General features: G+C 71.6%; 25 protein-coding genes and 1 tRNA gene. 14 read left to right on the top strand and 12 right to left on the bottom strand.

Annotated elements, in window-relative coordinates:
* Positions 1–24: 24 nt before the first annotated feature.
* The 3 genes from H295_RS0123660 to H295_RS0123650 form a co-directional block, all read right to left on the bottom strand.
* Positions 25–912 carry a hypothetical protein gene (locus H295_RS0123660; protein WP_028809672.1) on the bottom strand — a complete coding sequence of 296 codons (888 nt, stop codon included), beginning with the start codon at positions 910–912 and terminating at the stop codon, positions 25–27.
* Positions 913–1,124: 212 nt separating this feature from the next.
* Positions 1,125–3,806, bottom strand: coding sequence for an SUKH-4 family immunity protein (locus H295_RS44785; protein ID WP_051135598.1), 2,682 nt, complete (start codon positions 3,804–3,806; stop codon positions 1,125–1,127).
* Between the two features lie 9 nt (positions 3,807–3,815).
* Positions 3,816–4,811: an SMI1/KNR4 family protein gene (locus H295_RS0123650; protein WP_028809671.1), complete on the bottom strand. Its 996-nt coding sequence runs from the start codon at positions 4,809–4,811 to the stop codon at positions 3,816–3,818.
* Between the two features lie 333 nt (positions 4,812–5,144).
* Between H295_RS0123650 and H295_RS0123645 the strand changes: the two genes are divergently transcribed.
* On the top strand, positions 5,145–5,708 hold the full coding sequence (locus H295_RS0123645; protein WP_063741195.1) for a YwqJ-related putative deaminase: 564 nt from the start codon (positions 5,145–5,147) through the stop codon (positions 5,706–5,708).
* A gap of 101 nt (positions 5,709–5,809) precedes the next feature.
* The gene (locus H295_RS0123640) at positions 5,810–6,304 is read left to right on the top strand and encodes an SUKH-3 domain-containing protein (protein ID WP_020137833.1); all 495 of its coding nucleotides are present in this window, start codon (positions 5,810–5,812) and stop codon (positions 6,302–6,304) included.
* A 69-nt stretch (positions 6,305–6,373) separates the two neighbouring features.
* On the opposite strand, the gene H295_RS0123635 is transcribed toward H295_RS0123640, so the two are convergent.
* Positions 6,374–7,681 (bottom strand): sensor histidine kinase, encoded by a 1,308-nt coding sequence (locus tag H295_RS0123635; protein ID WP_020137832.1) that lies wholly within the window; start codon positions 7,679–7,681, stop codon positions 6,374–6,376.
* 229 nt (positions 7,682–7,910) lie between these two features.
* Between H295_RS0123635 and H295_RS0123630 the strand changes: the two genes are divergently transcribed.
* The 7 genes from H295_RS0123630 (at position 7,911) to H295_RS0123600 (ending at position 13,492) form a co-directional block, all read left to right on the top strand.
* Positions 7,911–7,982, top strand: a tRNA-Gln gene (locus H295_RS0123630).
* Positions 7,983–8,108: 126 nt separating this feature from the next.
* Positions 8,109–9,557, top strand: coding sequence for a bifunctional UDP-N-acetylglucosamine diphosphorylase/glucosamine-1-phosphate N-acetyltransferase GlmU (gene glmU / locus H295_RS0123625; RefSeq protein ID WP_078616733.1), 1,449 nt, complete (start codon positions 8,109–8,111; stop codon positions 9,555–9,557).
* 77 nt (positions 9,558–9,634) lie between these two features.
* Positions 9,635–10,615, top strand: a complete 981-nt coding sequence (locus H295_RS0123620; RefSeq protein ID WP_020137830.1) for a ribose-phosphate diphosphokinase — start codon at positions 9,635–9,637, stop codon at positions 10,613–10,615.
* A 198-nt stretch (positions 10,616–10,813) separates the two neighbouring features.
* On the top strand, positions 10,814–11,407 hold the full coding sequence (locus H295_RS0123615) for a 50S ribosomal protein L25/general stress protein Ctc (RefSeq protein WP_020137829.1): 594 nt from the start codon (positions 10,814–10,816) through the stop codon (positions 11,405–11,407).
* 73 nt (positions 11,408–11,480) lie between these two features.
* Positions 11,481–12,083 (top strand): aminoacyl-tRNA hydrolase, encoded by a 603-nt coding sequence (gene pth, locus H295_RS0123610; RefSeq protein ID WP_020137828.1) that lies wholly within the window; start codon positions 11,481–11,483, stop codon positions 12,081–12,083.
* 63 nt (positions 12,084–12,146) lie between these two features.
* Positions 12,147–12,650 carry a hypothetical protein gene (locus H295_RS0123605; RefSeq protein WP_020137827.1) on the top strand — a complete coding sequence of 168 codons (504 nt, stop codon included), beginning with the start codon at positions 12,147–12,149 and terminating at the stop codon, positions 12,648–12,650.
* A gap of 137 nt (positions 12,651–12,787) precedes the next feature.
* Entirely contained in the window at positions 12,788–13,492 is a 705-nt protein-coding gene (locus H295_RS0123600) for an LPXTG cell wall anchor domain-containing protein (RefSeq protein ID WP_020137826.1), read from the top strand.
* A gap of 67 nt (positions 13,493–13,559) precedes the next feature.
* Here H295_RS0123600 and ppc read toward each other — a convergent pair whose 3' ends face one another.
* A complete protein-coding gene (ppc, locus tag H295_RS0123595; RefSeq protein WP_020137825.1) occupies positions 13,560–16,301 on the bottom strand; it encodes a phosphoenolpyruvate carboxylase in 2,742 nt (913 codons plus the stop codon).
* A gap of 308 nt (positions 16,302–16,609) precedes the next feature.
* On the opposite strand from ppc, the gene H295_RS0123590 reads away from it, so the two are divergent.
* Genes H295_RS0123590 through H295_RS0123580 form a run of 3 tightly spaced genes read left to right on the top strand, consistent with a single transcriptional unit; the run spans position 16,610 to position 18,578 of the window.
* Complete coding sequence (locus tag H295_RS0123590; protein WP_020137824.1) at positions 16,610–17,620, top strand: acyl-CoA desaturase; 1,011 nt, start codon at positions 16,610–16,612, stop codon at positions 17,618–17,620.
* Entirely contained in the window at positions 17,617–18,297 is a 681-nt protein-coding gene (locus H295_RS0123585) for a TetR/AcrR family transcriptional regulator (RefSeq protein ID WP_028809670.1), read from the top strand. Before H295_RS0123590 ends, H295_RS0123585 begins: the two co-directional genes overlap by 4 nt.
* A gap of 5 nt (positions 18,298–18,302) precedes the next feature.
* The gene (locus H295_RS0123580; protein WP_043217863.1) at positions 18,303–18,578 is read left to right on the top strand and encodes a hypothetical protein; all 276 of its coding nucleotides are present in this window, start codon (positions 18,303–18,305) and stop codon (positions 18,576–18,578) included.
* A 66-nt stretch (positions 18,579–18,644) separates the two neighbouring features.
* Here the strand turns inward: H295_RS0123580 and H295_RS45620 are convergent, their stop codons facing one another.
* The gene (locus H295_RS45620; protein ID WP_020137821.1) at positions 18,645–18,818 is read right to left on the bottom strand and encodes a CsbD family protein; all 174 of its coding nucleotides are present in this window, start codon (positions 18,816–18,818) and stop codon (positions 18,645–18,647) included.
* A 65-nt stretch (positions 18,819–18,883) separates the two neighbouring features.
* Positions 18,884–19,690 carry a trans-aconitate 2-methyltransferase gene (locus tag H295_RS0123570; RefSeq protein WP_020137820.1) on the bottom strand — a complete coding sequence of 269 codons (807 nt, stop codon included), beginning with the start codon at positions 19,688–19,690 and terminating at the stop codon, positions 18,884–18,886.
* An 89-nt stretch (positions 19,691–19,779) separates the two neighbouring features.
* Here H295_RS0123570 and H295_RS0123565 point away from each other — a divergent pair, with 89 nt between their 5' ends.
* Positions 19,780–20,277 (top strand): MarR family winged helix-turn-helix transcriptional regulator, encoded by a 498-nt coding sequence (locus tag H295_RS0123565; protein WP_007382615.1) that lies wholly within the window; start codon positions 19,780–19,782, stop codon positions 20,275–20,277.
* A gap of 163 nt (positions 20,278–20,440) precedes the next feature.
* On the opposite strand, the gene H295_RS0123560 is transcribed toward H295_RS0123565, so the two are convergent.
* Positions 20,441–21,208, bottom strand: a complete 768-nt coding sequence (locus H295_RS0123560; protein WP_020137819.1) for a LuxR C-terminal-related transcriptional regulator — start codon at positions 21,206–21,208, stop codon at positions 20,441–20,443.
* 275 nt (positions 21,209–21,483) lie between these two features.
* Here H295_RS0123560 and H295_RS0123555 point away from each other — a divergent pair, with 275 nt between their 5' ends.
* On the top strand, positions 21,484–21,942 hold the full coding sequence (locus tag H295_RS0123555; RefSeq protein ID WP_020137818.1) for a GNAT family N-acetyltransferase: 459 nt from the start codon (positions 21,484–21,486) through the stop codon (positions 21,940–21,942).
* Here the strand turns inward: H295_RS0123555 and H295_RS0123550 are convergent.
* From H295_RS0123550 to galT, 4 genes are all read right to left on the bottom strand, one after another.
* Positions 21,932–22,720, bottom strand: coding sequence for a hypothetical protein (locus H295_RS0123550; protein ID WP_020137817.1), 789 nt, complete (start codon positions 22,718–22,720; stop codon positions 21,932–21,934). The two genes, H295_RS0123555 and H295_RS0123550, sit on opposite strands and share 11 nt — an antisense overlap.
* 88 nt (positions 22,721–22,808) lie before the next feature.
* Positions 22,809–23,960 carry a galactokinase gene (galK, locus tag H295_RS0123545; protein ID WP_020137816.1) on the bottom strand — a complete coding sequence of 384 codons (1,152 nt, stop codon included), beginning with the start codon at positions 23,958–23,960 and terminating at the stop codon, positions 22,809–22,811.
* Entirely contained in the window at positions 23,960–24,922 is a 963-nt protein-coding gene (gene galE / locus H295_RS0123540) for a UDP-glucose 4-epimerase GalE (protein ID WP_020137815.1), read from the bottom strand. Before galE ends, galK begins: the two co-directional genes overlap by 1 nt.
* Positions 24,919–25,980, bottom strand: coding sequence for a galactose-1-phosphate uridylyltransferase (gene galT / locus H295_RS0123535; RefSeq protein WP_020137814.1), 1,062 nt, complete (start codon positions 25,978–25,980; stop codon positions 24,919–24,921). The genes galE and galT overlap by 4 nt, the downstream gene beginning before the upstream one ends.
* Positions 25,981–26,035: the final 55 nt, after the last annotated feature.

Here is a 26,035-nt window from a genome sequence, read left to right as displayed (position 1 = left end):
GCCGAACGACGGACCAAGGCCGCGTCACTCCGTCGCCGCCCTCCCCGTGAGCGCGGTCAGGCTGCTGCGCACCTGGTCCATCTGCGCCTGGACCTCGTCCCAGCATTCCCCGTGCTCGCGCAGCACCCGCTCCGTCTCCCGGGCGACGCGCTCCTCGTGGGCGCGTGCCTCCGCGAGGATCTCCGCCGCACGCGCGTGTGCCTCCTCCTCGCACCGCTCCACCGCGGCCTCCGCCTCGGCGAAGTCCCGCTTGGCCGCCGAGAGGAGTTCCTCGGCCCGCGCCACCCGTTCGGCGCCGCGCGCGTCCAGCTCGGCCGCGCGCTTCTCCTCCGCGCGCTCCAGCTCGGCCACGCGCTCCGCGTACTCCTTGGCCTGCTCGGCGAGCTTGGCGAGGGTGCGCTGCCGTACCTCGCGCACGGCGGCGAGCGCCTCCCCACGTTCCTCCTTCACCGCACGCCGGGCGGCGATCCGGATCTCGTCGGCCTCGGCGCGGGCGGCGAGCAGACGCCGGCCGGCGTGTTCCTCGGCCTCGGAGCGCACGGTGTCGGCATGCGCCTGTGCGGCATCCCGTACGCCGTCCGCATGCGCCCGCGCCTCGTCCGCGAGCCGCCGCGCCTCCTGCCGGCCACCCTCCCGGACGGCCGCGGCCTCCTCCTGTCCCAGCTCGAAGAGCCGTCGCGCACTCTCGCCGAGCGACTCGTACGTCTGCGGGGCCAGTGTCGCCACGACCTCCCGCAGCCGGACCACGTCCGCCTCCATGTCCCTGGCGAGCACGGTGAGCCGCGCGGCGCGTTCCCACGCCGCGTCGCGGTCCCGGGACAGGGCGGTGGCGAACGCGTCGACCTGGTCGGGGCGGTAGCCACGCCCCCGTACGGCCACGAACCCCTGGGGCGACACCGGTGCGCTGCTCATCCTGGAACCCTCTCCGCCGATACAACCCGAACGGACACAAAATGATGATTTCGCGCACATCTTGATGTATCGGACGGAAATGTTCATAACGCGACACTCCGCGGAGAGGACACGGTCGTCGCGCCGGGCGTCGCTCATGCGAGAGGGCCGGACCCGGTCGCACGACCCGGATCCGGCCCTCTCGTCCGCGGAGGATCAGCGGCTGCGCGGCGTCACAGCAGCCCGTCCCACATCTCCTCGAGCAGCACCGACCACCAGCTCTCCGGCGAACCCAGCGCCGCCGGGTCGAACGAGGCCAGCTGGGCCTGGAAGTCGACGGTCCAGCGGCCGGCCTGCTCCTGGTTGAGGCCGAAGCGCAGCCGCCACATCCGGCCGAGCAGGGCGAGACAGCGCTGGAACTCGGGCAGACCGGTGTTGACGAACTGCGGCGGCACGGGCGCGCCGCCGGGGCCCGCCTCCACGGGTACGGCGACGATGTTCGCCGTCCCGTACTGCACACAGATCGCCTTGCCGAAGTCGCTGCCCATGACGAGGTACGAGCCCGCGTCGGAGGCCGGCCGCACCCCGCGTTCGGCGGCGAGTTCCGCCAGCGTCGGCACCGGGCGCCCTGGCTGGGCCTGCGCCCAGAAGAACGGGCCCATGTCCAACGGCAGCCCCGCCACCACCAGCGAGTGCGCGACGACCGGCGGCACGCCCTGGCGGTCCACGGCGATCTGCTCGAACCGGAAGACGCCCGGACCGAACGCGGCCCCGAGTTCCTGGGCGATGCCCTCCGGGGGGACCGGGGGCGCTGCCTGGACCGGCGGCAAGGGGGCACGCACCGGTGCCGGGCGGGCGGGACCGTCCGCCACCTGGTGCAACTCGCCCTGGTGGGCCAGCAGTTGCTGCATGCCCTGCTGGCGGCTGGCGTGGTCCGTGCCGTAGGGCGCGATGCTGGTGATCCGCGCCTGCGGCCACTGCTCCCGGATCATCCGCGCGCAGTACGCGCCCGGCAGCTCGCAGGACTCCAGCTCGGTGTGCAGCTCCAGCACCTGGTTCGGCGGCACGTTCATGGCGCGCAGCTCGTGGAAGATCTGCCACTCCGGATGCGGTGTCCCCGGCGCGGAACGCCGGATCAGCTGCTGCTCCGACCCGTCCTGCGCGCGGTACCGCAGCACGGCCTGGTAGCCGGGGCCGACGGTGGGCTGCGACTGCTGGGGATAGCCGTAGGCCGGCGCAGGCGCCGGAGCGGGCTGCCCGGGAGGCGGAGGGACGGCACCGGGCGGCGACGCCATCGGGCCGGGGTGAGCCGGGGTGGCACCGGGGGGTGCTACGGCTCCTGGCGGCGGGGGCGGTGTCGCGCCGGGCGGGGCCGGGGGCATGCCGGGGGCGCCCGGCGAGGGCGGGGGCGTGGACAGCACGGTCTCCGCGTGGTGTACGGCTCCGTGCGCGCCGCCGGGCACACCGGGGGGACCCGGAACCCGCGCCGGACCGGGGGCGCCGGGGGGCGGGGGCGGGGGCGGAGCGCCTGGCCCGCCGGAGGTACCGGGCGCACCGGGGAACACCTGCGTGCCGGACGCACCTGGCCCCTGGGAGAAGCCGGGACCACCGGAGGTGTTCGGAGCTTCGGGGAACGCGGGCCCACCGGACGGGCTCGGGGCTTCGGGGAACCCAGGCCCACCGGAAGGGCTCGGGGCAGCAGGGAACCCCGGCCCACCGGAAGGGCTCGGCGCGCCCGGTGCGCCAGGAAACGCCGGACCGCCGGCAGCGTTCGGAGCCGCCGATGCACCAGGAGACCCCGGACCACCGGACGCACCCGGCCCGCCCGGCGCCCCAGGGAATCCCGGCGCCCCCGGCGGAGGCGGAGGCGGAGGCGGTGGCACCGGGCCGGACCCGGCGCCGGTGCCCGGGGCAGGCGGCGCGCCCGAGTTCGAGGGCCCCTCGGCCCCCGGCGCCGACACGAACTGGGTGGGCACGTACCCCCCACCCGCAGCGGACGGCGGCGGAGGCGGCGGAGTCGAGCCCGCGCCCTGCGCACCCCGCCCGGGAGGCGCCAGCTTGCTGGTGGCGAGATCGGCGATGTCACCGGCACTCGGCGCGGGCGCCGGAGCACCAGGGGCCCCCTGCGGGTACCCGTACGAAGCCGGAGCGGGCGCAGCCGGAGACACGTCATCATCCGCACCCGGCCCACCGGGACCCTGCGGATAACCGTACGAAGGCGCGCCCGAGGCCGGAGCCGACGCACCCGCCCCGGGCCCACCCACCGTCTGCGGATAGCCGTACGCCGACCCACCGGCCCCCGGCGCACTCGCCCCACTCACCGCATCCGAGACCTCCGCACCCGCCGGAACCGCGTCCTCCACCCCGTTCCCCGGCGGCGAGAACACCGTGTCCGGCAAGGCCACGGACAGGTCCTCGCCCTCACCCCCGTTGGTGTCGGTCCCGGTCCAGGGCCGGGCCGCGGAAGCCGCCCCCGCACCCCCGGCGGAAGAAGCCCCGACGGAAGAAACCCCGTCGCCGGAGGAGCCGGAGCCGTCCCCGAGCCCCAGCTTGTCCGCCGCGTCCTGCAACCACTCCGGCGGAGTCAGCAGGAACGACGTCTGGTTCAGGTCCACCCGGGCCGCAGGCGCCGGCGCCGCGTCCTCGGGGCCGCCGTCGCGTCCGTACTCCTCCTCGTAGCGCCGGATCAGCTCGCCCACCGGCAGCGCGGGCCACAGCGTCGCCTCCCCGCTGTCCCGGGCGATCACCAGCCGCTGGGCGCCGCCGTCGGAGCGCGGTCCGTCCGCCCGGTCCTCGGCCCACACCACGAACCCGAGGTCGAACTCCCGTACCCGCACCTCACGGTGCTGGTACGACGGCACGTCCCCGTTGATCCACTCCTCCGCGCGCTCCTGCGCCTGCGCGAACGTCACCATCGCTGAAGCTCACTCCCCCGAGACGGAAGAAGACACGGGAACGGAACGGGCGAACCCGCCGTCCACCATCAGGTTCGCCACCGTCTCCAACTCCGGTGGATTACCGGCCAGTCGGGACAGGAACACGTCGAAGTCCGCACCGCACGGCAGCAGCAGCCGCCGTACCCGCTCGGCGGGCGGCAGCGCGGGATCGGTGTCACGGGCGTCGTCGTAGGCGCAGAACCAGACCGAGCCGATCTCCTCGCCCTTGACCTTCACGGCCAGCAGTCCGCCCTGGACGAAGCCGATGCCGAGGTAGTCCTTGGTGAGGTGGTCGCGCAGGCACTTGTTGACGTAGACGAGGTCGTTGACCGCCGCCTCGTCCCGCACCGTGAAGAACGGCTGGTCCACCAGCAGCCCCAACTCCGCGTCCAGCGCCGCCCCCACCGGCGCGGACCCGCCCGCCGCCTTCAGGAACGACCGGTACGCGCCCGGCAGCCGGTAGCCGAGGTCCTCCTCGACCCCCAGCACCTGCGACTCGGTCACCGCCACCGACGACTTCGGCAGTCCGAAGTGCGCCGGACGGGTCTCCTGGAGCGGCCGCGTCCCGCGCTTGTTCTGGTCGACGCGCGTCGTCGCGATCCCGCCGTGGTGCCGCAGCAGCGCCTTGACCTCCACCGGGACCAGTTCGAGGCGGCGCGTGCCCACCACGTGGTGCCAGGTCCAGCCGTGCGGTGTCGCCACCGCCGGGACCGTGTCCCACAGGTCGTGACCGGTCGCCGCGAGCGCCGCGTTGGCCGACACGTAGTCGGTCAGCCGCAGTTCGTCGACCCCGAAGCCCTCCGGCGGCTCGGCGATCTCGGCGGCGGCACGCGCGTAGGGCGAGAAGTCGGGGTAGCCGCGCTCGTCCACCCGTACCCCTCTGGGATGACGCGCGGCCCGGACCGGATCCGGGAAATGCACGACCTGCCCGGCATAGGCCGCGTTCGGCGGCGCGGCTTTCTGCCCGAGCCGACCTGTCGTCATCGCTGAAGCCCCCTGCGGCGCTCTGGTACGACGCGCGGCGGCTCCCCTCGCGGGACGGGCCGTCACGCACCGTATCGACTGTCTCGTCCGCCTCCCCGCGTCAACCGCGCGCATCGCGGCGACCACTTGGATCGCGGTGCGAACAGCCTATGCGGTACGACGACGCCGGTCACCGGCCGCCGGTCAGGCCCGCTCCGCTTCCGTGACCAGCCGTCACCCCGCCGTGACAGCGCGGTCGAACCCGGGCGTGTCGCACCGCCCCAGCTTCCGCACCAGCCACACCGTTTGGCAGTCTGTGACCTCCGGGGGGATGCTCGGGAGGGGATGACGATCATGAACGCGACGCAGACGGGACCGTACCCAGGGCCGCACGAGGGTGCCACGGCAGGCGTGAACGGCCACCCGCACCCGGGCCTCGGCGGCGATCCCCGCATCGGCTGGAGCAGCGCCGAGAGACCTCACACGCCCGCCCTCCAGCACCGCCGTGACGGCATACTGCCCACCGTCGCCGCCGCCCTCTCCGTCCGCGGCGCCACCCTCACCTCGACCGCCGCCCGCGGCGACGAGGCACCGCAACTGCACCCGCTCGTCCAGGACTTCCTCGACACCCTCGGCAGCGACCGGCGCGACCGCTTCACCGGCCGCTGTGCCGAGACCATGCTCATATCCCGGCAGATCGCCGCCGTCGACGCCGCCCGCAGCAAGCGCGCCGCGCGCAAGCCCATGACCAACGGCGAGGCCCGTCGCGCCCTCAAGCAGGCCAAGCTCACCGCTCGCCGCATCCGGGAGGACGGCGACCCGCTGCACGGCAGCTTCGCCGCGCCCTGCCGCGCCTGCACCGCCCTGAGCGCCCACTTCGGCGTGCGCATCGTCGACCCGGCGACGGACGGCGGCTGACTTCCCCCACTCCCCCACCCACCGGCACCACCCGCACCACCCGCAAAACGGCGCCCCGCTCCTCGGCGCCCACCCATGACCTCGACGAACGCGAAGGGCAGATGCACCCCGACCGCACCCACAGCACCCGCTTCCCCGTCCCCGTCGACGCCGTCCTGCGCGCCGCCGGCTGGCTCCCCGGACGCTGGGACATAAAGCAGGCCGAGATCTGGGCCGACACCCTGCGCGAGCACACCTCACCGGCCGGACACCGGCACGCCGTGTTCCCCGCCGCGGTCGAGGCCTGGGCCGAGTTCGGCGGACTGCATCTGACCCCCGCCGGTCCCGGCCGCCAGGTCGCCCCCGCCCATCTGCACCTGGACCCGCTGCACGGCCTCCACATGGCCCGCACCCTCGCCGACCTCGGCCGCGCCCTGGACACCGAGGTCTGTCCGCTCGGCGCCGAGACCGACACCCACGCGCTGCTGGCCATCGACACCGAGGGCCGGGTCTACGCCCTCGACCACACCGGCGACTGGTACCTCGGCCCGGACATCGACCAGGCCCTGTCCGGCCTCATCACCGGCATCGAACCGGCCCGCCTCACCGCGGGCTGACCACAACCGGGCCCCCCACACCGCCGGCCGGACCAGCCCACCCGGCCACGGGCTGACCACCACCGGCCCCTACGCCGCCGGAATCACCGCCGACACCCGGAAACCCCCCGCGTCCGTCGGTCCCGACACGAACACTCCGCCGAGCGCGGAGACACGTTCCTTCATTCCGACCAGGCCGTTGCCCCCCGAGGGCAGCCGGGCCGAGGCCGGTGACGGGATCTCCGGCGGTGGTTCGTTCTCCACCTGCATCGCGATCTCCGACACCCGGTGCGCCAGCCGTACATGCGTCTTCGCGCCCGCCGCGTGCTTGTGGACGTTCGTCAACGCCTCCTGCACCACCCGGAACGCCGTCTGCTCGATCTCCGCGGCGTACGCCCGCGCGTCCCCCTCGACGGACAGGTCCACGACCATCCCGGCCGCCGCCGACTGCCCGATCAGCGCGTCCAGGTCGTCCAGACAGGGCCCGTCGATCTCCTCCACGACCCGGGTCGCCGCGGCCGCCGCCGCCACGCCCACCGCGACCAGCGGCACCGCGTCCCGCTCCCGCCGGCCGGAACCGTCCCCGCTGCGCAGCACCCCGAGCATCTCCCGGAGCTCGGTGAGCGCCTGCCGCCCCATGTCCCCCACCAGCGACGCGTTCTTGACGGCCTTCTCGGGGTCCTTGCGGGCGACGGCCTGGAGGGCGGCCGCGTGCACGACCATCAGGCTCACCCGGTGCGCGACCACGTCGTGCATCTCCCGGGCGATGCGGGTCCGTTCCTCGTTGCGCGCCCACTGCGCGCGCTCCTCGGCCCGCTCGGCCAGCAGCTGGAGCTCCCGCTCGAGGCTGTCGGCCCGCTCGCGCAGGCTCTCCATGAGCCGCCGCCGCGCGCCGACGTACAGCCCGAGCAGCAGCGGTGGCGCGGTCATCCCGATGGCGGTGGTGATGGAGACGAAGGGGACGAACCAGTCGCCCAGGTCGAGGTCGGCCCGGCCCGGGTCCTGCCGGACCCGCACGAACATCACGATCAGCATCCCGACGAGGGACATGCCGGCCAGGGAGCCGATGATCCGGCGCGGCAGCTCCGAGGCGGCGAGCGTGTAGAGGCCGACGATGCCCATCAGGTAGCCCATCTGGGCGGGGGTGATCGCGATGCTCACGAGCACGACGGCGATCGGCCACTTGCGCCGGACGACCAGTACGGATCCGGCCAGCACGCCGAACACGATCCCCGCGGCCGCCGGGATCCCGGCGTCCCCCGCGAACCGGATCCCCTCGAACGCGCACTCCACCGCGGACGCCGAGGCCAGGCCCACGTCCAGTACCGCACTCCGCCACCGCACCCACCACCACGGCCCCTGCTGAGCCGTGGTGGAGTCTTCCCCCGTCGTGGTCATGCCTCCAGCCTACGGGCGCCCCGTGCCGGATTTCCGGCGACTTTCGACGACTGGTTCACACCACTTCGAGTGACCGGACGACCACGGTTCCGTGCGACGGGGGCCGTCGAAACAGGTGGTGCGCGCACGAGCGCGCCGATCTACACCGTCGCGTCGAGGGCCGGTGGTACGGCATAGTAGGAGGCGCCACTCGGCCACCTGACCAATTGTCCGGTTCGGCCAAGTTTGATCCCCCGTGGTGTAATTGGCAGCACCGTGGCTTTTGGTGCCATTTGTCCGGGTTCGAGTCCTGGCGGGGGAGCCCTAGCACACACGAACCGCGTACGGGCCCTGACAGCACTGTCGGGGCCCGCTCTCATGTCGCCTGTAAAACGCCCCGGTATCCTGCGGATGTCACCCCACCCCCTCCACAGCCGAAGGGCATCCCGTGAGCGCCATTCGCCCGGCAGCCGTCGTCGTTCTCGCAGCGGGTGAGGGCACCCGTATGAAGTCGGCCACACCCAAGGTCCTGCACGAGCTGTGCGGTCGCAGCCTCGTGGGCCATGTGCTCGCCGCGGCCCGTGAGTTGGATCCCGAGCATCTCGTCGTGGTGGTGGGGCACGCGCGGGAGAAGGTCGTCGCCCATCTCGCCGACACCGACGCCGACGTCCGCACCGCGGTGCAGGCGCAGCAGAACGGCACCGGGCACGCCGTGCGAATGGCCTTGGAGGAGCTGGGGGGTTCCGTCGACGGGACCGTCGTCGTGGTGTGCGGGGACACTCCCCTGCTGACCGGCGAGACCCTCAACACCCTTGCCGCCACGCACTCCTCGGACGGCAACGCGGTCACCGTGCTGAGCGCCGAGGTGCCGGACGCGACGGGGTACGGCCGGATCGTGCGGGACCCCGCCACCGGTGCCGTGACCGCGATCGTCGAGCACAAGGACGCCTCCGAGGCGCAGCGGGCCGTCCGGGAGATCAACTCCGGGGTGTTCGCCTTCGACGGGCAGCTGCTCGCGGACGCGCTCGGCAAGGTGCGCACCGACAACTCGCAGGGCGAGGAGTACCTGACGGACGTGCTCGGCATCCTGCGTGAAGCCGGGCACCGGGTGGGCGCGGCCGTCGCCGCCGACCACCGCGAGATCGCCGGCATCAACAACCGGGTGCAGCTCTCCGAAGCCCGGCGCATCCTCAACGACCGGCTGCTGACCGACGCCATGCTCTCCGGTGTCACCGTGATCGACCCGGCCACCACCTGGGTCGACGTGACCGTCACCTTCGACCAGGACGCCGTCGTGCACCCGGGCACCCAGCTGCACGGCTCCACCCACATCGGCGAGGGCGCCGAGGTGGGTCCCAACAGCCGCCTCACGGACACCCATGTGGCAGCGGGGGCGCGCGTCGACAACACCGTCGCCTACAGCTCCCACATCGGTCCCGGCGCGAGCGTCGGGCCGTACGCCTATCTGCGTCCCGGCACCCGGCTGGGCGCCAAGGGCAAGATCGGCACGTACGTCGAGACGAAGAACGCGAGCATCGGCGAGGGGACGAAGGTGCCGCACCTGTCCTACGTCGGTGACGCCACCATCGGTGAGTACACCAACATCGGTGCCGCGAGCGTCTTCGTGAACTACGACGGGAAGGACAAACACCACACCACCGTGGGGTCGCACTGCCGCACGGGTTCGGACAACATGTTTGTGGCTCCTGTCACGGTCGGGGACGGTTCCTACACCGCGGCGGGGTCGGTGATCACGAAGGACGTGCCGCCCGGTTCGCTGGCCGTGGCCCGTGGCCAGCAGCGGAATATCGAGGGTTGGGTGGCCCGCAAGCGCCCGGGGAGCGCGGCGGCGAAGGCTGCCGAAGCGGCCTCTGGCCAGCACGAGCGCGAGAGCTGACCGGAAACAGGTGCGCCGAAGTCGTCGTACCGTGATAAGTGCACACCCCCGCTGTAGACACCTCTGAGGAGACAGCTGTGACCGGGATCAAGACGACCGGCGAGAAGAAGATGATGTTCTTCTCCGGCCGCGCCCACCCCGAGCTTGCCGAGGAGGTCGCCCAGCAGTTGGGTGTCGGGGTCGTCCCGACCAAGGCCTTCGACTTCGCGAACGGCGAGATCTACGTCCGCTACCAGGAGTCGGCCCGCGGTGCGGACTGCTTCGTGATCCAGAGCCACACTGCTCCGATCAACCAGTGGATCATGGAGCAGCTCATCATGATCGACGCGCTGAAGCGCGCGTCGGCCCGCTCCATCACGGTCATCGTGCCGTTCTACGGCTATGCGCGCCAGGACAAGAAGCACCGCGGCCGTGAGCCGATCTCGGCGCGGCTGATCGCGGACCTGATGAAGACCGCCGGTGCCGACCGTCTGCTGACCGTCGATCTGCACACCGACCAGATCCAGGGCTTCTTCGACGGGCCCGTGGACCACCTGTTCGCGCTGCCGCTGCTCGCGGACTACGTGGGCCGGAAGATCGACCGGGCGAAGCTCACGGTGGTCTCGCCGGACGCCGGCCGGGTACGGGTCGCGGACCGCTGGTGCGACCGGCTGGGCGCGCCCCTGGCGATCGTGCACAAGCGGCGCGACAAGGACGTGGCGAACCAGGTGACCGTCCACGAGGTCGTGGGTGAGGTCAAGGGCCGCGTGTGCGTCCTGGTCGACGACATGATCGACACCGGTGGCACCATCTGCGCGGCCGCGGACGCGCTGTTCGCGCACGGCGCGGAGGACGTCATCGTGACGGCCACCCACGGTGTGCTGTCCGGTCCGGCGGCCGACCGCCTGAAGAACTCCCGGGTGAGCGAGTTCGTGTTCACCAACACCCTGCCGACGCCGGGCGAGCTGTCCCGGGACCTGGACAAGATCAAGGTCCTGTCGATCGCGCCGACGATCGCGAGCGCGGTGCGTGAGGTGTTCGAGGACGGGTCGGTGACCAGCCTCTTCGACGAGCAGTGAGCGTGCGGTGAGCTGTAAAAACGCTTCTGCATGATCGATTTTTCAGTGGCCTCCCGCGCCGAGTAGACTGCCCCAGTTGCTCGGCGAGGGAGGCCGTATCCGTGGATACGGCGATCCGTTATCGACGCGCTCTTCGTAGCAGGCCGTTCGTGGCCGGGTGACCCTGTCCGTTACTCACCCATACGAGGAGTGATCCGCATGTCCGAGGTCAAGATCTCCGCCGAGACCCGTACCGAGTTCGGCAAGGGCGCCGCCCGCCGCATCCGCCGTGACTCCAAGGTTCCCGGTGTTCTCTACGGCCACGGTGGCGAGACCGTCCACCTGACCCTCCCGGGCCACGAGCTGCTGCTCGCGCTGCGCACGTCGAACGTCCTGATCTCCCTGGACATCGACGGCAAGACCAACGAGCTGGCGATCCCGAAGTCCGTGCAGCGCGACCCGATCAAGGGCTTCCTGGAGCACGTCGACCTGCTGCTGGTCAAGCGCGGCGAGAAGGTCAACGTCGAGGTCTACGTCCAGACCGAGGGCGAGCTGGCCCCGGGCGCCTTCCTGCTGGAGCACGTCCTGAACGCGCTTCCGGTCGTGGCCGAGGCCACGCACATCCCCGAGTCGGTCACCGTCTCCATCGCGGGCCTGGCCGCGGGTGACTCCATCCTCGCCAAGGACATCACCCTGCCGAAGGGCACCACGCTGGACGTCGACGGCGAGACCGTCGTCCTCCAGGTGCTGGCCGCGCAGGCCGAGGAGACCGAGGGCGAAGAGGCCGAGGGCGACGAGGCCGCCGAGGCCTGAGCCCCAGCGCTCGCCGTATAAGCTCCAGCCGCTGCTCCCTCAGGGGGGCGGCGGCTGTTGCACGTGAGGAGACATGGACGTGACCACCCCTGCCAGCGAGCCCTGGCTGATCGTGGGCCTCGGCAACCCGGGACCCGAGTACGCCGCCAACCGGCACAACGTCGGCTTCATGGTGGCCGATCTGCTGGCCCAGCGGATCGGGGGCCGGTTCAAGCGGGCCGGCAAGGCGCAGGCGCAGGTCGTCGAGGGGCGGATCGGACCGCCCGGACCGGCGAACCGGCGGGTGATCCTGGCCAAGCCGATGTCCTTCATGAACCTGTCCGGCGGCCCGGTGAACGCGCTCAAGGACTTCTACAAGGTGCCGGTCGCGAACATCGTGGCGATCCATGACGAGCTCGACATCGACTACGGCGTCCTGCGCCTCAAGCTCGGCGGCGGGGACAACGGCCACAACGGGCTGAAGTCGATGACGAAGGCGTTCGGCGCGGACTACCACCGGGTGCGGTTCGGGATCGGGCGGCCGCCGGGCCGTATGCAGGTCGCCGACTTCGTGCTGAAGGACTTCTCGTCGAGCGAGCGCAAGGAGCTGGACTACTTCGTGGACCGGGCGGCCGACGCGGTGGAGGCGCTGGTGACCGAGGGTCTCGAGCGCGCGCAGACCACGTACAACTCCTAGCCCTGGCCCTCCTCCCCCGGCTCGCATTGACTTCCGGCAATGCCATGGCCAATGATCCCGGCCATGCCTGCCACCGCCGCCTCCTCCCGTCCAGCCGCCCGCCAGACCTCGACCGCCGCCCTGCGGTTCGGGCGGCTCGCGGCGATGGGAACGGTCACGGTGGTCATCCTGATCGCCGGGGTGTGGGCCTCCTGGGGCAGCGCGCAGTACGTGATGCTGACCAAGGGGCGCGAGCGCGGCACGGTCGAGGTGGAGCGGTGTGCCGGGGACGTGTGCAGCGGGCCGTACACGCCGTCGTCGCACGGGTCGGTGGCGCGGGACCGGGTCGATATCGAGCACACGGCGGCGGTGCGCAAGGGGCAGCGCTACGCGGTCGTGGTCAAGCCCGGTACGCGGGACGTCGTACGGTCCGGACCGGCCGGAGTGCTCTACTCCTGGGTGCCGATGGGCGGGGCGCTGCTGCTCGCGTCGGTGGTCGTGGCGGGCGGGCTGCGCCGGACGCGGTTCGCGTGGGTGCTGGCGGGGTCGGGGATCGCGCTGCTCACGGCCGCTTTCGTGACGGTCTGAGAGGGTTCGGCGTTCTCTCTTTCTGTAGAGAACCTGAGTGTTGTCTGTTCGTGATTGACCAGAGGTCAGTCACAGCCACATGCTGAGCCGCCCCCTCCACATCTTCCCGTTCACTCCCGAAGATGGATAACTGCCCCATGCGTACCCTCCACCGCGCCGGCGTCCTGTCCGCCGTCGCCGCAGCGGCCTTCGTCGTCGCTCCGGCCGCCCACGCCACCCCGCCCGGGGACAACGGCACCGTGAAGATCCACGACGCCACCACCGGCGAAGAGCTCCGCAAGAACGAGCCGCACGTGTGCACCTTCTACCTGGACGCCTTCGGCTTCGACGCCGTCCAGGAGGTCGACTGGCACATCGAGGCCTGGGCCCCGACGGCCGACGTCAAGGGCGAGACCGTGAAGTCCGGCGAGATCACGCTGGACTCCGACGGTCACGGCCGCACGGACGACCTGTCGCTGCCCGACGGCCACTACAAGCTGTTCTGGAACTTCGAGGGCGAGAAGGGCGCCGCCAAGCACAAGGTGTTCTGGACGGACTGCGAGGACGAGCAGGGCGGTGGCGGTACGGCCACGCCCACCACCTCCGCTTCTCCCTCCACCTCGGCCACGTCCACGCCGTCCGGCTCGCCGAGCACCGGCCCGAGTGACGAGCCGAGCGCCGAGCCCGGCGAGTCCACCGAGGCCGGGGCCTCCGCGTCCGCCGCCTCCTCCGCCTCCCCGCAGGGCTCCACCGGTGACCTCGCCGAGACCGGCAGCAGCGCTCCGGTCGGCCTGCTCGCCGGGGTCTCCGCGGCGCTGCTGGCCGCGGGCGGTTACCTCGTGGTCCGGCGGCGCCGGGCCTGACGTACCAAAAAAAGGGCGGTGCCCCCGGGATCCCGGGGGCACCGCCCTTTTCCGTGCGTGCGGGAGGTCAGCCGGTGTTGCGCAGGCCGGCCGCCACGCCGTTGACCGTCAGGAGCAGGGCGCGGGAGAGCAGCGGGTCGGCGGGCTCGCCCGCGGCGGCCGCGTCGCGCTGGCGCTTGAGCAGGGTCACCTGGAGGTAGGAGATCGGGTCCAGGTAGGCGTCCCGGATCGCGAAGGTCTGCCTCAGGACCGGGGTGGCGTCGAGGAGTTCGGCCTCGCCGGTGATGCGCAGGACCTCGCGGACGGTGAGCTCGTGCTCGGCCTCGATGGCGGCGAAGACGTGCTGGAGCTCGGCCGGGACGAGGGTCTCGACGTAGTGGCGGGCGATGCGCAGGTCGGTCTTCGCGAGCGTCATCTCCACGTTGGAGATGAAGTTGCGGAAGAAGTGCCACTGCTCGTGCATCTCGTCGAGGACCGTGTCCAGACCCGCCTCGCGCAGCGCCTTGAGGCCCGAGCCGACGCCGAACCAGCCCGGGACGATCTGCCGGGACTGGGTCCAGCCGAACACCCACGGGATGGCGCGGAGCCCGTCGAGGGAGACGCCGGAGCCGGGGCGCCGGGAGGGCCGGGAGCCGAGGTGCAGGTCGGCGAGCTGGTCCACCGGCGTCGAGGCGAGGAAGTAGTTCGGCAGGTCCGGGTCCTCGACGAGGCGCCGGTAGGCCGCGTGGGCGGCGTCGCTCACCACGTCCATGGCCGCGTCCCAGCGGGCCAGCGCCTCGTCGGACTGGCGCGGGGCGGTGTGCAGGGCGGAGGCCTGGAGGGTGGCCGCGACCGTCAGCTCCAGGTTCTCCCGGGCCAGCGACGGCACGAGGTACTTGTCGGAGATGACCTCGCCCTGCTCGGTCACCTTGATCTCGCCCTCCAGGGTGCCCCAGGGCTGGGCGAGGATCGCGTCGTGCGAGGGACCGCCACCGCGGCCGACGGTGCCGCCGCGGCCGTGGAAGAGGCGCAGGCGTACGCCGTAGCGGTGGGCGACGTCGCGCAGGCGGCGCTGGGCGCGGTGGATCTCCCACTGCGAGGTGGTGATGCCGCCGAACTTCGAGGAGTCGGAGTAGCCGAGCATGACCTCCTGGACATCGCCCCGGAGCGCGACCAGGCGCCGGTAGGACGGGTCGGAGAGCATGTCCTCCAGGATGGTGTCGGCGGCCTTCAGCTCGTCGGTGGTCTCCAGGAGCGGCACGATGCCGATCTTCGCCCAGCCGGCGTGCAGGTCCAGAAGACCCGCCTCGCGGGCCAGGACCGCGGCGGCGAAGACGTCGTCGGCGCCCTGGCACATCGAGATGATGTACGACTCGATGACCTCGGGCCCGAAGACGTCGAGGGCGCGCTTGACGGTGTGGAAGACGCCGAGGGTCTTCTCCCCCGCGGCGTCCAGCGGCGCCGGGGTCGGGGCCAGCGGCCTCCGGGACCGCAGCTCCTTCGCGAGCAGCTTGCCGCGGTAGTCGCGGGGCATGTCGGCGTACCGCCAGGACTCCTCGCCGAGCCGGTCGAAGAGCTGGCCGAGGGCGTGGTGGTGGGCGTCGGCGTGCTCGCGGACGTCCATGGTGGCGAGCTGGAGGCCGAACGCGGCCAGGGTGCGGATGGTGCGGTCCAGCCGGCCGTCGGCGAAGAGCCCGCCCCGGTGCTCGCGCAGCGAGGTCTGGATCAGGGTGAGGTCCTGGAGCAGCTCGCTGGTGCCGAGGTAGTCGCGGCCGTCCTCGTGCGGGATGCCCTTGGCCAGGCGGGTCTTGGTGTTCTCCAGCTTCTGCCGGATGCAGGTGGCCTTGAGGCGGTACGGCTCCTCGGCGTTCAGCCGCTTGTAGCGCGGGCTGATCTCCGGGAGGCGCTCCAGGTCGGCCTTGAGGGACTCCAGGAGTTCCTCGGTGGCGCCGGTGTAGCGGATGGAGTTCGACAGGAAGCCGCGCAGCTCGTCGATGAGCTCCAGGGCGTCGTTGATGCCGTGCTCGTGCTGGAGGATCAGGACGTCCCAGGTGACCTGCGGGGTGACGTTGGGGTTGCCGTCGCGGTCGCCGCCGATCCAGGTGCCGAAGGTCAGGGGGCGGGTGGCGTCGGGGAGTCGGACGCCGACGCGCTCCAGCTCGGCGGTGAGGTCCTCCAGGACGTCGCCCACCGCGCCGGCGTGCAGCTCGTCGAGGTAGTAGATGGCGTTGCGGGCCTCGTCGGCGGGCTCGGGGCGGACGACGCGGAGTTCGTCCGTCTGCCAGACGAGGTCGATGTTCTCGGCCAGACGGGTGTCGTAGCGACGCCGGTCCGCCTCGATGACCGGTGTCTCCAGGAGGGCGGCGATCCGACGGAGCTTGTTCAGCACCGAGCGGCGGGCGGCCTCGGTGGGGTGCGCGGTGAAGACCGGGCGGACGTTGAGGTTGGCGACGGTCTGGCGCAGGTGCTCGGGGTCGGCGTCCTTGAGGCGGTCGGCCGTGCGGGCGAGGAGACCGCCCTCGGCGGCCCGGCGGGCCCGCAGCTCACGGCCGCGGTGCACCTGCTCGGTGACGTTGGCCAGGTGGAAGTAGGTGGAGAAGGCGCGCACCAGCTTGGCGGCGGTCTCCAGTTCGGTGCCGCGCAGCAGCTCGGCGGCGGCCTCGCCGTCCTCACGGGTGAGGTGGCGCACCCGCTCGACCAGGTCCAGCAGCTCGGGACCCTCCTGGCGGACGAGGGTCTCGCCCAGGAGATCGCCGAGGCGGCGGATGTCGGCACGCAACTCACTACCGGTCGACGTGGCGCTCGTAGTCAGGTCGTCGGCACTGCTCACAGGTGCGGCTCCTTGCAGTGTTGAAGCTCGTCCGGGAGGGGAACCCGGAGTGCGGTCGTGCGGCAGCCGCCGCATACGGGCCGGACATCCGGGAAGAATTCAGAGCGGACCGCGCTGTCCGACCGACTCCAAGGATAGGTGTCGATGCGGACGCGCAGACTTTTGGGCTCTTGCCGTGAGACGGCGACGCACTGCCATACTTACGACGCCGTAGGTTACGGAACCGTAGGGACCGCCGTAACGGACCACGGGAAGGATTTCCGCAGCCCGGCACCTGTCTCAACCCTCGACCCCACAGGGGACGCCCCATGACCGCGAGCTCCGATGTGATCGATGACGCCCCGAAGTCGACCGACGGCCCGACCCCGCCCTCCGCGACCCTGGGCGGCGAGCAGAAACGCTCGATCGAGCAGATCACGCTGGTCCTCTTCATCACCGTCCCCTTCCTCGCGCTGCTCGCGGCGGTGCCGCTGGCGTGGGGCTGGGGTGTGAGCTGGCTGGACCTCGGTCTGCTGGTCTTCTTCTACTACCTCGGATGCCACGGCATCACGATCGGCTTCCACCGCTACTTCACGCACGGCTCCTTCAAGGCCAGGCGGCCGCTGCGGATCGCGCTGGCGATCATGGGCTCGCTGGCGGTCGAGGGGCCGCTGGTGCGCTGGGTCGCCGACCACCGCAAGCACCACAAGTTCTCCGACGCCGAGGGCGACCCCCACTCGCCGTGGCGGTTCGGCGAGACGGTCCCGGCACTGGTCAAGGGCCTGTGGTGGGCTCACATCGGCTGGATGTTCGACGAGGAGCAGACCCCGCAGGACAAGTACGCGCCGGACCTGATCAAGGACCCGGCGATCAGGTCGATCTCCCGCAACTTCATCTACTGGACGATGCTCTCGCTGGCCCTGCCCGCCGTGATCGGCGGTCTGGTGACGATGTCCTGGTGGGGCGCGTTCACCGGCTTCTTCTGGGGCTCGCTGGTCCGCGTCTGCCTGCTCCACCACGTGACCTGGTCGATCAACTCGATCTGTCACGCGGTCGGCAAGCGGCCCTTCAAGTCCCGGGACCGCTCGGGCAACGTGTGGTGGCTGGCCGTGCTGTCCTGCGGTGAGTCCTGGCACAACCTGCACCACGCCGACCCGACCTCGGCGCGGCACGGGGTGATGCGGGGGCAGGTGGACTCCTCGGCACGGATCATCCGCTGGTTCGAGCTGCTGGGCTGGGCGTACGACGTGCGCTGGCCGTCACGCTCGCGTATCGATTCCCGCCGGATCACGGACGGGGACGGCTCCCGGCGCAAGGAGGAGACCGCCGAGGCGGCATGATGGACGCCGTGGCGACCGACTCCAGCAGTACCCCGAGCGACGAAGCGAAGCCGCGGCGTGCCCGGCGCACCCGGATGACGGGTGCCGAGCGCCGCGCGCAGCTTCTGGAGATCGGTCGCACGCTGTTCGCCGCGAAGGGCTTCGAGGGCACGTCGGTCGAGGAGATCGCAGCGAAGGCGGGCGTCTCCAAGCCGGTGGTGTACGAGCACTTCGGCGGCAAGGAGGGGCTGTACGCGGTGGTGGTGGACCGCGAGATGCGGCGCCTGCTGGACATGGTGACGAGTTCGCTGACCGCGGGGCATCCCCGTGAGCTGTGCGAGCAGGCCGCGTTCGCGCTCCTGGACTACATCGAGGAGTTCACGGACGGTTTCCGGATCCTGGTCCGCGACTCCCCGATCCCCCAGTCCACGGGTTCCTTCGCCTCGCTCATCTCGGACATCGCCACGCAGGTGGAGGACATCCTGGGCCGCGAGTTCAAGAGCCGCGGCTTCGACCCGAAACTGGCCCCGCTGTACGCCCAGGCCCTGGTCGGCATGGTCGCCCTGACCGGTCAGTGGTGGCTGGACGTGCGCCGCCCGAAGAAGGCGGAGGTCGCCGCGCACCTGGTCAACCTGGCCTGGCACGGCCTGGACGGCCTGGAGGCGAAGCCGCACCTGATTGGGCGCCGCAAGAGCTGAAGGGGCTGGACAGGGTGGCGGAACCGTCGGAGACCGTCTGCCGTGTCTGCGGATACGACGACGGGATGGAGCCCTTCTGGGAGGGGGGCTGGCCCAACGAGGGGGCCATCTGCCCGTGCTGCGGAAACGAGCCCAGCATGAGCGATGTCAGCGTGATGGGCCTGCGTGACTACCGCGGCTACTGGCTCGGCCGGGGTGCGCCCTGGAACTCGCCCGGCGCACGCCCCAAGGACTGGGACATCCTGGAGCAGGTCAAGCACATCCCGGCGGAGTGGCGCTGACCCGTCACCGCCCGCACGACGGCCCGTGCACCTCGTCGGTGCACGGGCCGTCGTGTCTGTCGCGGGTCAGTGCTTGAAGACGTCCTTGGTCTTCTCCTTGGCCTGGCGAGCGTCGCCCTTGGACTGGGCGGCACGGCCCTCGGCCTCCATGCGCTCGTTGCCGACCGCGCGCCCCACCGTCTCCTTGGCCTTGCCCTTGGCCTGCTCCACCTTGGCCTTGGCCTTCTGGTCTCCTGCCACGGTTCTCACTCCCAGCGATGGACGACTTCGCTTTCATCACCGCGGGTAACCCGAAAGGGCCCGCCCTAACCGGGAAGTCCCCGCTTCTTTCGCGCCACCGCGAAGACGCGGCGGAACGGGAACGGGGTGCCGTGCGGGCCCCTCGGATACGCCTCGCGCAGGGCGGACCGGTACGCGGCCAGGAACTCCTGCCTGGCTCCCGGGTCGTCGGCGAGCGCGGCCAGGAGCGGGCGCAGGCCCGTCCCCTTCACCCAGTCCAGGACCGGGTCCTCGCCCTGGAGCAGGTGCACGTAGGTCGTCTCCCAGGCGTCGGCCTCGCAGCCCAGGTCGGCCAGCACCGCGAGATACGCCTCGGGCGTGAGCACGGCGTCCTCGTGGCGCAGGGCGTCCGCGAGGCCCGCGGTCTCCGCCAGTTCGCGCATCAGGCGGTGGCTCGGGGAGCCGAAGTTGCCGGGGACCTGGAAGGCGAAGGTGCCGCCCGGGGCGAGCCCGGCGATCCACTCGGCGAACCGCTCCACATGCCCCGGCACCCACTGGAGCGTGGCATTGCTGATGATCAGGTCGTACGGCTGTGCGGGCGCCCAGGTGCGCACGTCCGCGTGGGCGAAGTCGAGGCTCCCACCGCCGGCCGTGGGTCCCGCGTACTCGACCCGTGCCTTGTCGAGCATCTCGGCCGAGTTGTCGTAGCCGGTGATCCGGGCGGTGGGCCAGCGGGCGGCGAGGAGCGTGGTCACGTTGCCGGGGCCGCAGCCGAGGTCGGCGATCAGGGGCGTCCGACCGGGCAGGTCGGGGACCCTGGCGAGGAGGTCCGTGAAGGGGCGGGCGCGGTGGCCGGCGTGGCGGAGGTACTGAGCGGGGTCCCAGGTCGTCATGGGGCTCAGTGTTCCCGTTCTATTATCTTGACGTCAAGAGACTTGACGTCAAGAGACTTCATGTCGACACAACCACTACACTGATCGTCATGGAGGACGAGGTCGATCGGCTGGTCGCTGCGTGGCGCCGGGAGCGCCCTGACCTCGACGTGGAACCGCTCGAGGTGCTCAGCCGGGTGAGCAGACTGGCCCGGCACCTGGACCGGGCGCGCCGGCTGGCCTTCGCCGAGCACAGCCTGGAGCCCTGGGAGTTCGACGTGCTGACCGCGCTCCGGCGCGCGGGGACGCCGTACCAGCTCTCCCCGGGGCAGCTGCTGACGCAGACTCTGGTCACCTCGGGCACCATGACCAACCGCATCGACCGGCTGGCCAAAAAGGGCCTGGTGGAGCGGCTGCCCGATCCGAGCGACCGGCGCGGAGTGCTGGTCAGGCTCACCGAGGACGGCAAGGACCGCGCGGACCAGGCCCTCGCCGGTCTGCTGGAACAGGAACGAGCGATCCTCGCCGAGCTCTCTCGCGCCCAGCGCGGGGAACTGGCCGGGCTGCTACGCCAGTTGACCGCCCCGTTCGACAACATCCCCGGCTAGGCGCTCCGCCGGGAGAGCCGTTCGGGGCAGTGCCGCGCCGGGCCGGCGTCGGACGGCGGAGCCGTGGTGGCTCGTCGCGCCCGCGCGGCGGAGCCGCCTGGCGATACAGCCCCGCGCCCTACGGCGTGGCCGCCCGCGGACGATGATCAGGCGGCCTTGCTCCCTACGCCAGCTGACCGCCCCGTTCGACCACATCCCCGGCCAGGTCGGCCGGCCCCACACCCGCGCGCCGCGCCAACGCGACGGCGGCCAGGGTGGAGTGGACGCCCAGCTTGCCGAGGACGTTCTGCATATGGGTGCGGACGGTGTGCGGGGAGAGGAACAGCCGCTCGGCGACCGCCTTGCGGCCCAGCCCGGCCACCATGCAGCGCAGCACCTCGCGCTCCCTCGGAGTGAGGGACTCCACCAGGCGCTCGCTCTCGGTGCGGTGCTTGCGGGCCGCGGTGAGCTCGCGCAGGACGCCCGTGAGCAGCGCGGGCGGCAGATGGGTCTCGTCCCGCAGGACCCCCCGGATGACGGTGAGCAGCCGGGACAGCGAGCAGTCCTTGGCGACCCAGCCCGAGGCGCCCGCCTGGAGCGCGAGCGCGGCCCGGCGCGGGTCGTCCTTCTCGGCGAGCACGACGATCCGGACCGCCGGCTGCGCCGTACGGACCCCGGCGACCAGCGAGATGCCGTCTACCAGACCGTCCTCGTTGCCCTCCTGCACGGAGACCGCGGGCCTGATGCCCTGGACGTTGCCGCCCAGGTCGGCGTCGACGAGCAGGACGTCGAAGCGGCGGCCCTCGGCGGCCGCCCGCTCCAGCGAGCGCAGCGCGGCAGGACCGCTGCCGGCCGCGGAGACCTCCACGTCCGGCTCGGCCGCGAGCGCCGCGGCGAGCGATTCGGCGAAGATGCGATGGTCGTCGACGACCAGGACTCGGATGCGAACCACGTAACCCCCTTCCCCGAGCTCTCGAAGAGCAGGGGATACCCCATCGCCATCGTCTGAGGACGACTCGGGAGACGACACCGCCGCGAGTACGACGCCTGAAGCACGATGGCCGCACGACCGTCGCCGCGCAAGAACTGCTACCCCCACTTCGGGCGCCGTACCCGACTGTCTCGCCCCCCTGCATCAGCACCGGCCCCCACCGGTGCTGTTCATCAGGGTACGGCCGGGGGGCAGGAGCGGAAGGTTATTTGCAGAACTGGCTGTCCGGTGCGTTTATGGTGAGCCGCATGTTTCGTCTGGAGACAGAAGTCGACAAGGCCCGGCTCGATCTGCTCCGCACCCGGCTGCGGGACGCCAACACGGCGGCCTCCCCGGTGCTCCGCGCCCTGCGCGGAACCCCAGGTGAACGCGAACTTCCGCTCCATCTCTGGGTGTTGGACGAGGCCGGCGCCCTGGCGGGCGGACTGGTCGGCCACACCTGGGCCGGCTGGCTCCACGTGACCTATCTCTGGGTCGACGAACGGCACCGCGGGGCGGGCCTGGGTTCGCAGTTGCTCGCACAGGCGGAGCGCACGGCACGTCACAAGCGGGGCTGCACCTCCGTGCGCCTGGAGACCTGGGACTTCCAGGCGCCGGAGTTCTACCGGAAGCAGGGTTACGACGTGGTCTGCGTGATCCCGGACTACCCGCCGGGGGTCACGGAGTTCACGCTGACCAAGCGGCTCAGCCCCTGAAGCGCCAGGAGCCCGGATCGTCCGCGGGTTCCAGGCCGAGCTCGCCCGCGATGCCGGCCGCGCGGCGGTGGGAGACGTCCGGGTAGTGCTCGGGGTGCACCTCGACGAAGCCGTTCGGGTCGGCGGCGGCCGTGCGCAGGGCCTCGCGGAGGATGTGCTCCTGCTCCTCCAGCCTGGCCCGCTCCTCCCGCCGGCGGGAGACGGTCATGCCCCGGCGGGCCGTGGCCGCGACCACGCCGAGTGCGATCAGCGCGAACGCTCCGACGCTCAGCACGTCCCGGGTCGCGTCCAGGTCTCCCGGGACGCGGGGGCGCAGTTCGCCCCGGGGGTCGGCGAGCACGGTGACGCGCTGGCCGAGGGCGAAGCTGCCGGACCCGGCCTGGAGGGCGGGGCCGGGGAGCCGGGTGCCGTCGCGGCGGGCGAGGGCGTAGTCGTAGGTGTGGTCGGCCCGGCTCTGGTCGGGGTCGAGCCACTCACGGACGACGGTCGCGCTGATCCGTTCGCCGCGCCGCTCCAGGGTGAGGTCGTCGCGGGCCAGGTCGGCGATGTACACCGCCACCAGGGAGGCGCCCACCACGAGGAGCGCCGCGGACAGGCCGGTCTCGTCGGCGGCGAGTTTCGTCAGCAGCACGGCGAGGAGCACGCCGTGGGCGATCCACAGGGGCACCAGGAGGCCGGAGCCCTGGTGGTCCGCCAGCACGAAGAGGCCGGCGATCGCGGCAAGTGCGTAGCAGCCGATGCCGATCGCCGACAGGATGCGATGACGCCCTCGACTCACGCTCCGAACCTACTGGGGCGTACGTCAGGGTGAGGCCCGGCTTTCCCCAAGTTCGGATCAAGCCGGGCAAAACAGCGGTCAGCCGGTCTCAGGCCAGGCGCCGGGCCCCCGGGGAGGGAACCGCCTCGAAGACCCGCGGAGCGGTGAACTCCGCGGCGGCGAAGGCCTGTTCGACCGCCTTGGTGATGGCCTCCACGTCGGTCGCCTCCGCCAGCACGATCGCCGAGCCGCCGAAGCCGCCGCCGGTCATCCGGGCGCCCAGGGCACCGGAGGCGAGGGCGGTGTCGACGACCAGGTCCAGCTCCGGGCAGGAGATCCGGAAGTCGTCCCGCAGCGAGGCGTGGCCCGCGACCAGCACCGGGCCGATCGCACGGGTCTCGCCCGACTCCAGCAGGGCGACGACCTTCTCGACCCGCTCGTCCTCGGTGACCACGTGCCGCACCAGACGGACGGCCTCCTCGTCGTCGCCGAGCCGTCCGAGGGCCGCGTCGAGCTCGCCGTAGGGGATGTCCCGCAGCGCGTCGACGCCGAGCAGGGCCGCGCCCCGCTCGCAGCCGGCGCGGCGCTTGCCGTACTCGCCCTCGCTGTGCGAGTGCTTGACCTGCGTGTCGACGACGAGCAGGACCATGCCCTCGGCGGCGAGGTCGAAGGGGATCTGCTTCTGGGAGAGGTCCCGGGTGTCGAGGAACAGGGCGTGGCCGCTCTCGCAGCAGGCGGACGCGGTCTGGTCCATGATCCCGGTGGGGGCGCCGACGTAGACGTTTTCGGCGCGCTGGCACAGCCGGGCCAGCTGCCAGCGCTGGAGGCCGAGTTCGTACAGGTCGTTCAGGGCGAGCGCGACGACGACCTCCAGGGCCGCCGACGAGGACAGGCCCGCGCCCGACGGGACCGTCGAGGTGAGGTGGATGTCCGCGCCGGTGACCGGGTGGCCGGCCTCGCGCAGCGCCCAGACCACACCGGCCGGGTAGGCGGTCCAGTTCCGGTCGCTCTCCGGGGCGAGGTCGTCCAGGCGCAGTTCGACGACGCCGCCCTCGACGTCGCCCGAGTGCAGCCGCAGGACGCCGTCGGTGCGCCGGGAGACGGCCGCGGTCGCGGTGTGCGGCAGCGCGAAGGGCATCACGAAGCCGTCGTTGTAGTCGGTGTGCTCACCGATGAGGTTGACGCGGCCCGGCGCCGACCAGACACCCTCGGGCTCGGCCCCGTACAGCTCGACGAACCCGTCCCGCACCTGCTGTGCCACTACTGCTCCTTCGCGATGTGCTGCGCGAACTCCCAGGCGTCCGCGACGATCCCCGCGAGGTCCGCGCGGGTCGGGTTCCAGCCCAGCTTCTCGCGGGCGGTGGCGGCTGAGGCGACCAGGGTGGCCGGGTCGCCGCCCCGGCGGGGGGCCACGATCTCGGGGATCGGGTGGCCGGTCACCCGGCGGACCGTCTCGATGACCTGGCGGACGGAGAAGCCCTCGCCGTTGCCGAGGTTGCAGATGAGGTGCTCGCCCGGCTCGGCCGCCTTCAGGGCGAGGAGGTGGGCGTCGGCGAGGTCGGCGACGTGGATGTAGTCGCGGACGCAGGTGCCGTCCGGGGTCGGGTAGTCCTCGCCGAAGACCGAGATCGCCTCCCGCCTGCCCTGGGCGACCTGGAGGATCAGCGGGATGAGGTGCGACTCGGGGTCGTGCCGCTCGCCCTGCTTGCCGTAGGCGCCGGCCACGTTGAAGTAGCGCAGGGAGACAGCACCGAGGCCGTGGGCGTTCGCCTCGCTGGTGATCATGAAGTCGACGGCGAGCTTGGAGGCGCCGTACGGGTTGGTGGGCTTCGTGGGCGCCGACTCGACGATCGGCACCTCCTCGGGCTCCCCGTACGTGGCGGCCGTGGAGGAGAAGACGAGCTTCCTGACGCCGGCCTCGCGCATCGCGCCGAGCAGCGCCATGGTGCCGCCGACGTTGTTGTCCCAGTACTTCTCGGGCTTCACGACCGACTCGCCGACCTGCGAGGACGCGGCGAAGTGGAGCACGCCGTCGTAGGAGGAGTCGAGCCACTTGGCGGCGTCGCGGATGTCGCCCTCGATGAACGAGGCGCCCGCGGGCACTCCGTCGCGGAAGCCGGTGGAGAGGTTGTCGAGGACGACGACCTCGTGGCCCGCCTCGATGAGGTGCTGGGCCACGACCCCGCCGACATACCCCGCGCCACCTGTCACCAGGTACTTCATGAACTCGCTACCTCTCGCAGTCGCTGTGCCGCGGCCTCCGGCCGGATGTCGTTGATGAAGACGTTCATCCCCGACTCGGAGCCCGCGAGGAACTTCAGCTTGCCGGACGTACGACGGATGGTGAAAAGCTCCAGATGCAGCGCGAAGTCGTCGCGGTTGACACCCTCGAAGTCCTCCAGCGCACCGAACGGGGCCTGGTGCCAGGCGGCGATGTACGGCGTCGGAGGCTCACCCTCGCCGAAAATCCGGTCGAAGCGCTTCAAGAGTTCCAGATAGACCTGGGGGAACTCTGTGCGGGCCTCCTCGTCGAGCCCGAGCAGATCGGGCACCCGGCGCTTCGGGTACAGGTGCACCTCGTAGGGCCAGTGCGCGGCGTAGGGCACGAAGGCGACCCAGTGCTCGCCCTCCAGGACCACCCGCTCACCGGCGAGCTCGCTCTCCAGTACGGCGTCGAAGAGGTTCTCCCCTCCGGTCGCGTCCTTGTGCGCGGCGAGAGAACGCAGCATCAGGGCGGTGCGAGGGGTGGTGAAGGGGTACGCGTAGATCTGGCCATGGGGGTGACCCAGGGTCACACCGATCTCCGCACCCCTGTTCTCGAAACAGAAGACCTGCTCCACGGAGGGCAGATGAGACAGCTCCGACGTCCGGTCGGTCCACGCGTCCAGGACGAGCCGCGCCTGCTCCTCGGTGAGGTCCGCGAAGGACGAGTTGTGGTCGGAGGTGAAGCAGACCACCTCGCAGCGCCCCGAGTCCCCGGCCAGCGAGGGGAAACGGTTCTCGAAGACCACGGCGTCGTACGACGAGTCCGGGATCTCGCTGAGGCGCTCACCCTGCGTGGGGCACAGCGGGCACTCGTCCTTGGGCGGGTGGTAGGTGCGCCCCTGTCGGTGCGAGGCGATGGCAACGGAGTCGCCGAGCAGCGGATCCCGACGAACCTCGGACGTGGTGACAGTCCGCTCCAGCGGACGCCGGTCCACGGCGTCGCGGACGGTGTCGTCGCGCAGGTCGTAGTAGATGAGCTCGCGACCGTCGGCCAGCCGGGTCGAGGTCTTCTTCACCGCTGGACTCCTTCACTCAAACATAACTAAACACAAATAACCATAACCCCCCACC

Origin of the sequence: Streptomyces sp. 351MFTsu5.1, assembly GCF_000383655.1 — a bacterium.
Classification (GTDB): domain Bacteria; phylum Actinomycetota; class Actinomycetes; order Streptomycetales; family Streptomycetaceae; genus Streptomyces; species Streptomyces griseorubiginosus.
Note: the sequence above shows the minus strand (reverse complement) of the source record. Positions and strands in the feature narration are given on the sequence as shown.

Bases quoted from the DNA above. Each gene is read 5' to 3' on its own strand.
- H295_RS0123650 (WP_028809671.1), bottom strand. From the start codon at position 4,811: ATGACGACAGGTCGGCTCGGGCAGAAAGCCGCGCCGCCGAACGCGGCC.
- H295_RS0123660 (WP_028809672.1), bottom strand. From the start codon at position 912: ATGAGCAGCGCACCGGTGTCGCCCCAGGGGTTCGTGGCCGTACGGGGG.
- H295_RS0123645 (WP_063741195.1), top strand. From the start codon at position 5,145: ATGAACGCGACGCAGACGGGACCGTACCCAGGGCCGCACGAGGGTGCC.
- H295_RS0123585 (WP_028809670.1), top strand. From the start codon at position 17,617: ATGATGGACGCCGTGGCGACCGACTCCAGCAGTACCCCGAGCGACGAA.
- H295_RS0123615 (WP_020137829.1), top strand. From the start codon at position 10,814: ATGTCCGAGGTCAAGATCTCCGCCGAGACCCGTACCGAGTTCGGCAAG.
- H295_RS0123590 (WP_020137824.1), top strand. From the start codon at position 16,610: ATGACCGCGAGCTCCGATGTGATCGATGACGCCCCGAAGTCGACCGAC.
- H295_RS0123635 (WP_020137832.1), bottom strand. From the start codon at position 7,681: ATGACCACGACGGGGGAAGACTCCACCACGGCTCAGCAGGGGCCGTGG.
- H295_RS0123570 (WP_020137820.1), bottom strand. From the start codon at position 19,690: ATGACGACCTGGGACCCCGCTCAGTACCTCCGCCACGCCGGCCACCGC.
- pth (WP_020137828.1), top strand. From the start codon at position 11,481: ATGGACGTGACCACCCCTGCCAGCGAGCCCTGGCTGATCGTGGGCCTC.
- H295_RS44785 (WP_051135598.1), bottom strand. From the start codon at position 3,806: ATGGTGACGTTCGCGCAGGCGCAGGAGCGCGCGGAGGAGTGGATCAAC.
- galE (WP_020137815.1), bottom strand. From the start codon at position 24,922: ATGAAGTACCTGGTGACAGGTGGCGCGGGGTATGTCGGCGGGGTCGTG.
- H295_RS0123640 (WP_020137833.1), top strand. From the start codon at position 5,810: ATGCACCCCGACCGCACCCACAGCACCCGCTTCCCCGTCCCCGTCGAC.
- H295_RS0123605 (WP_020137827.1), top strand. From the start codon at position 12,147: ATGCCTGCCACCGCCGCCTCCTCCCGTCCAGCCGCCCGCCAGACCTCG.
- H295_RS0123600 (WP_020137826.1), top strand. From the start codon at position 12,788: ATGCGTACCCTCCACCGCGCCGGCGTCCTGTCCGCCGTCGCCGCAGCG.
- H295_RS0123565 (WP_007382615.1), top strand. From the start codon at position 19,780: ATGGAGGACGAGGTCGATCGGCTGGTCGCTGCGTGGCGCCGGGAGCGC.
- H295_RS0123555 (WP_020137818.1), top strand. From the start codon at position 21,484: ATGGTGAGCCGCATGTTTCGTCTGGAGACAGAAGTCGACAAGGCCCGG.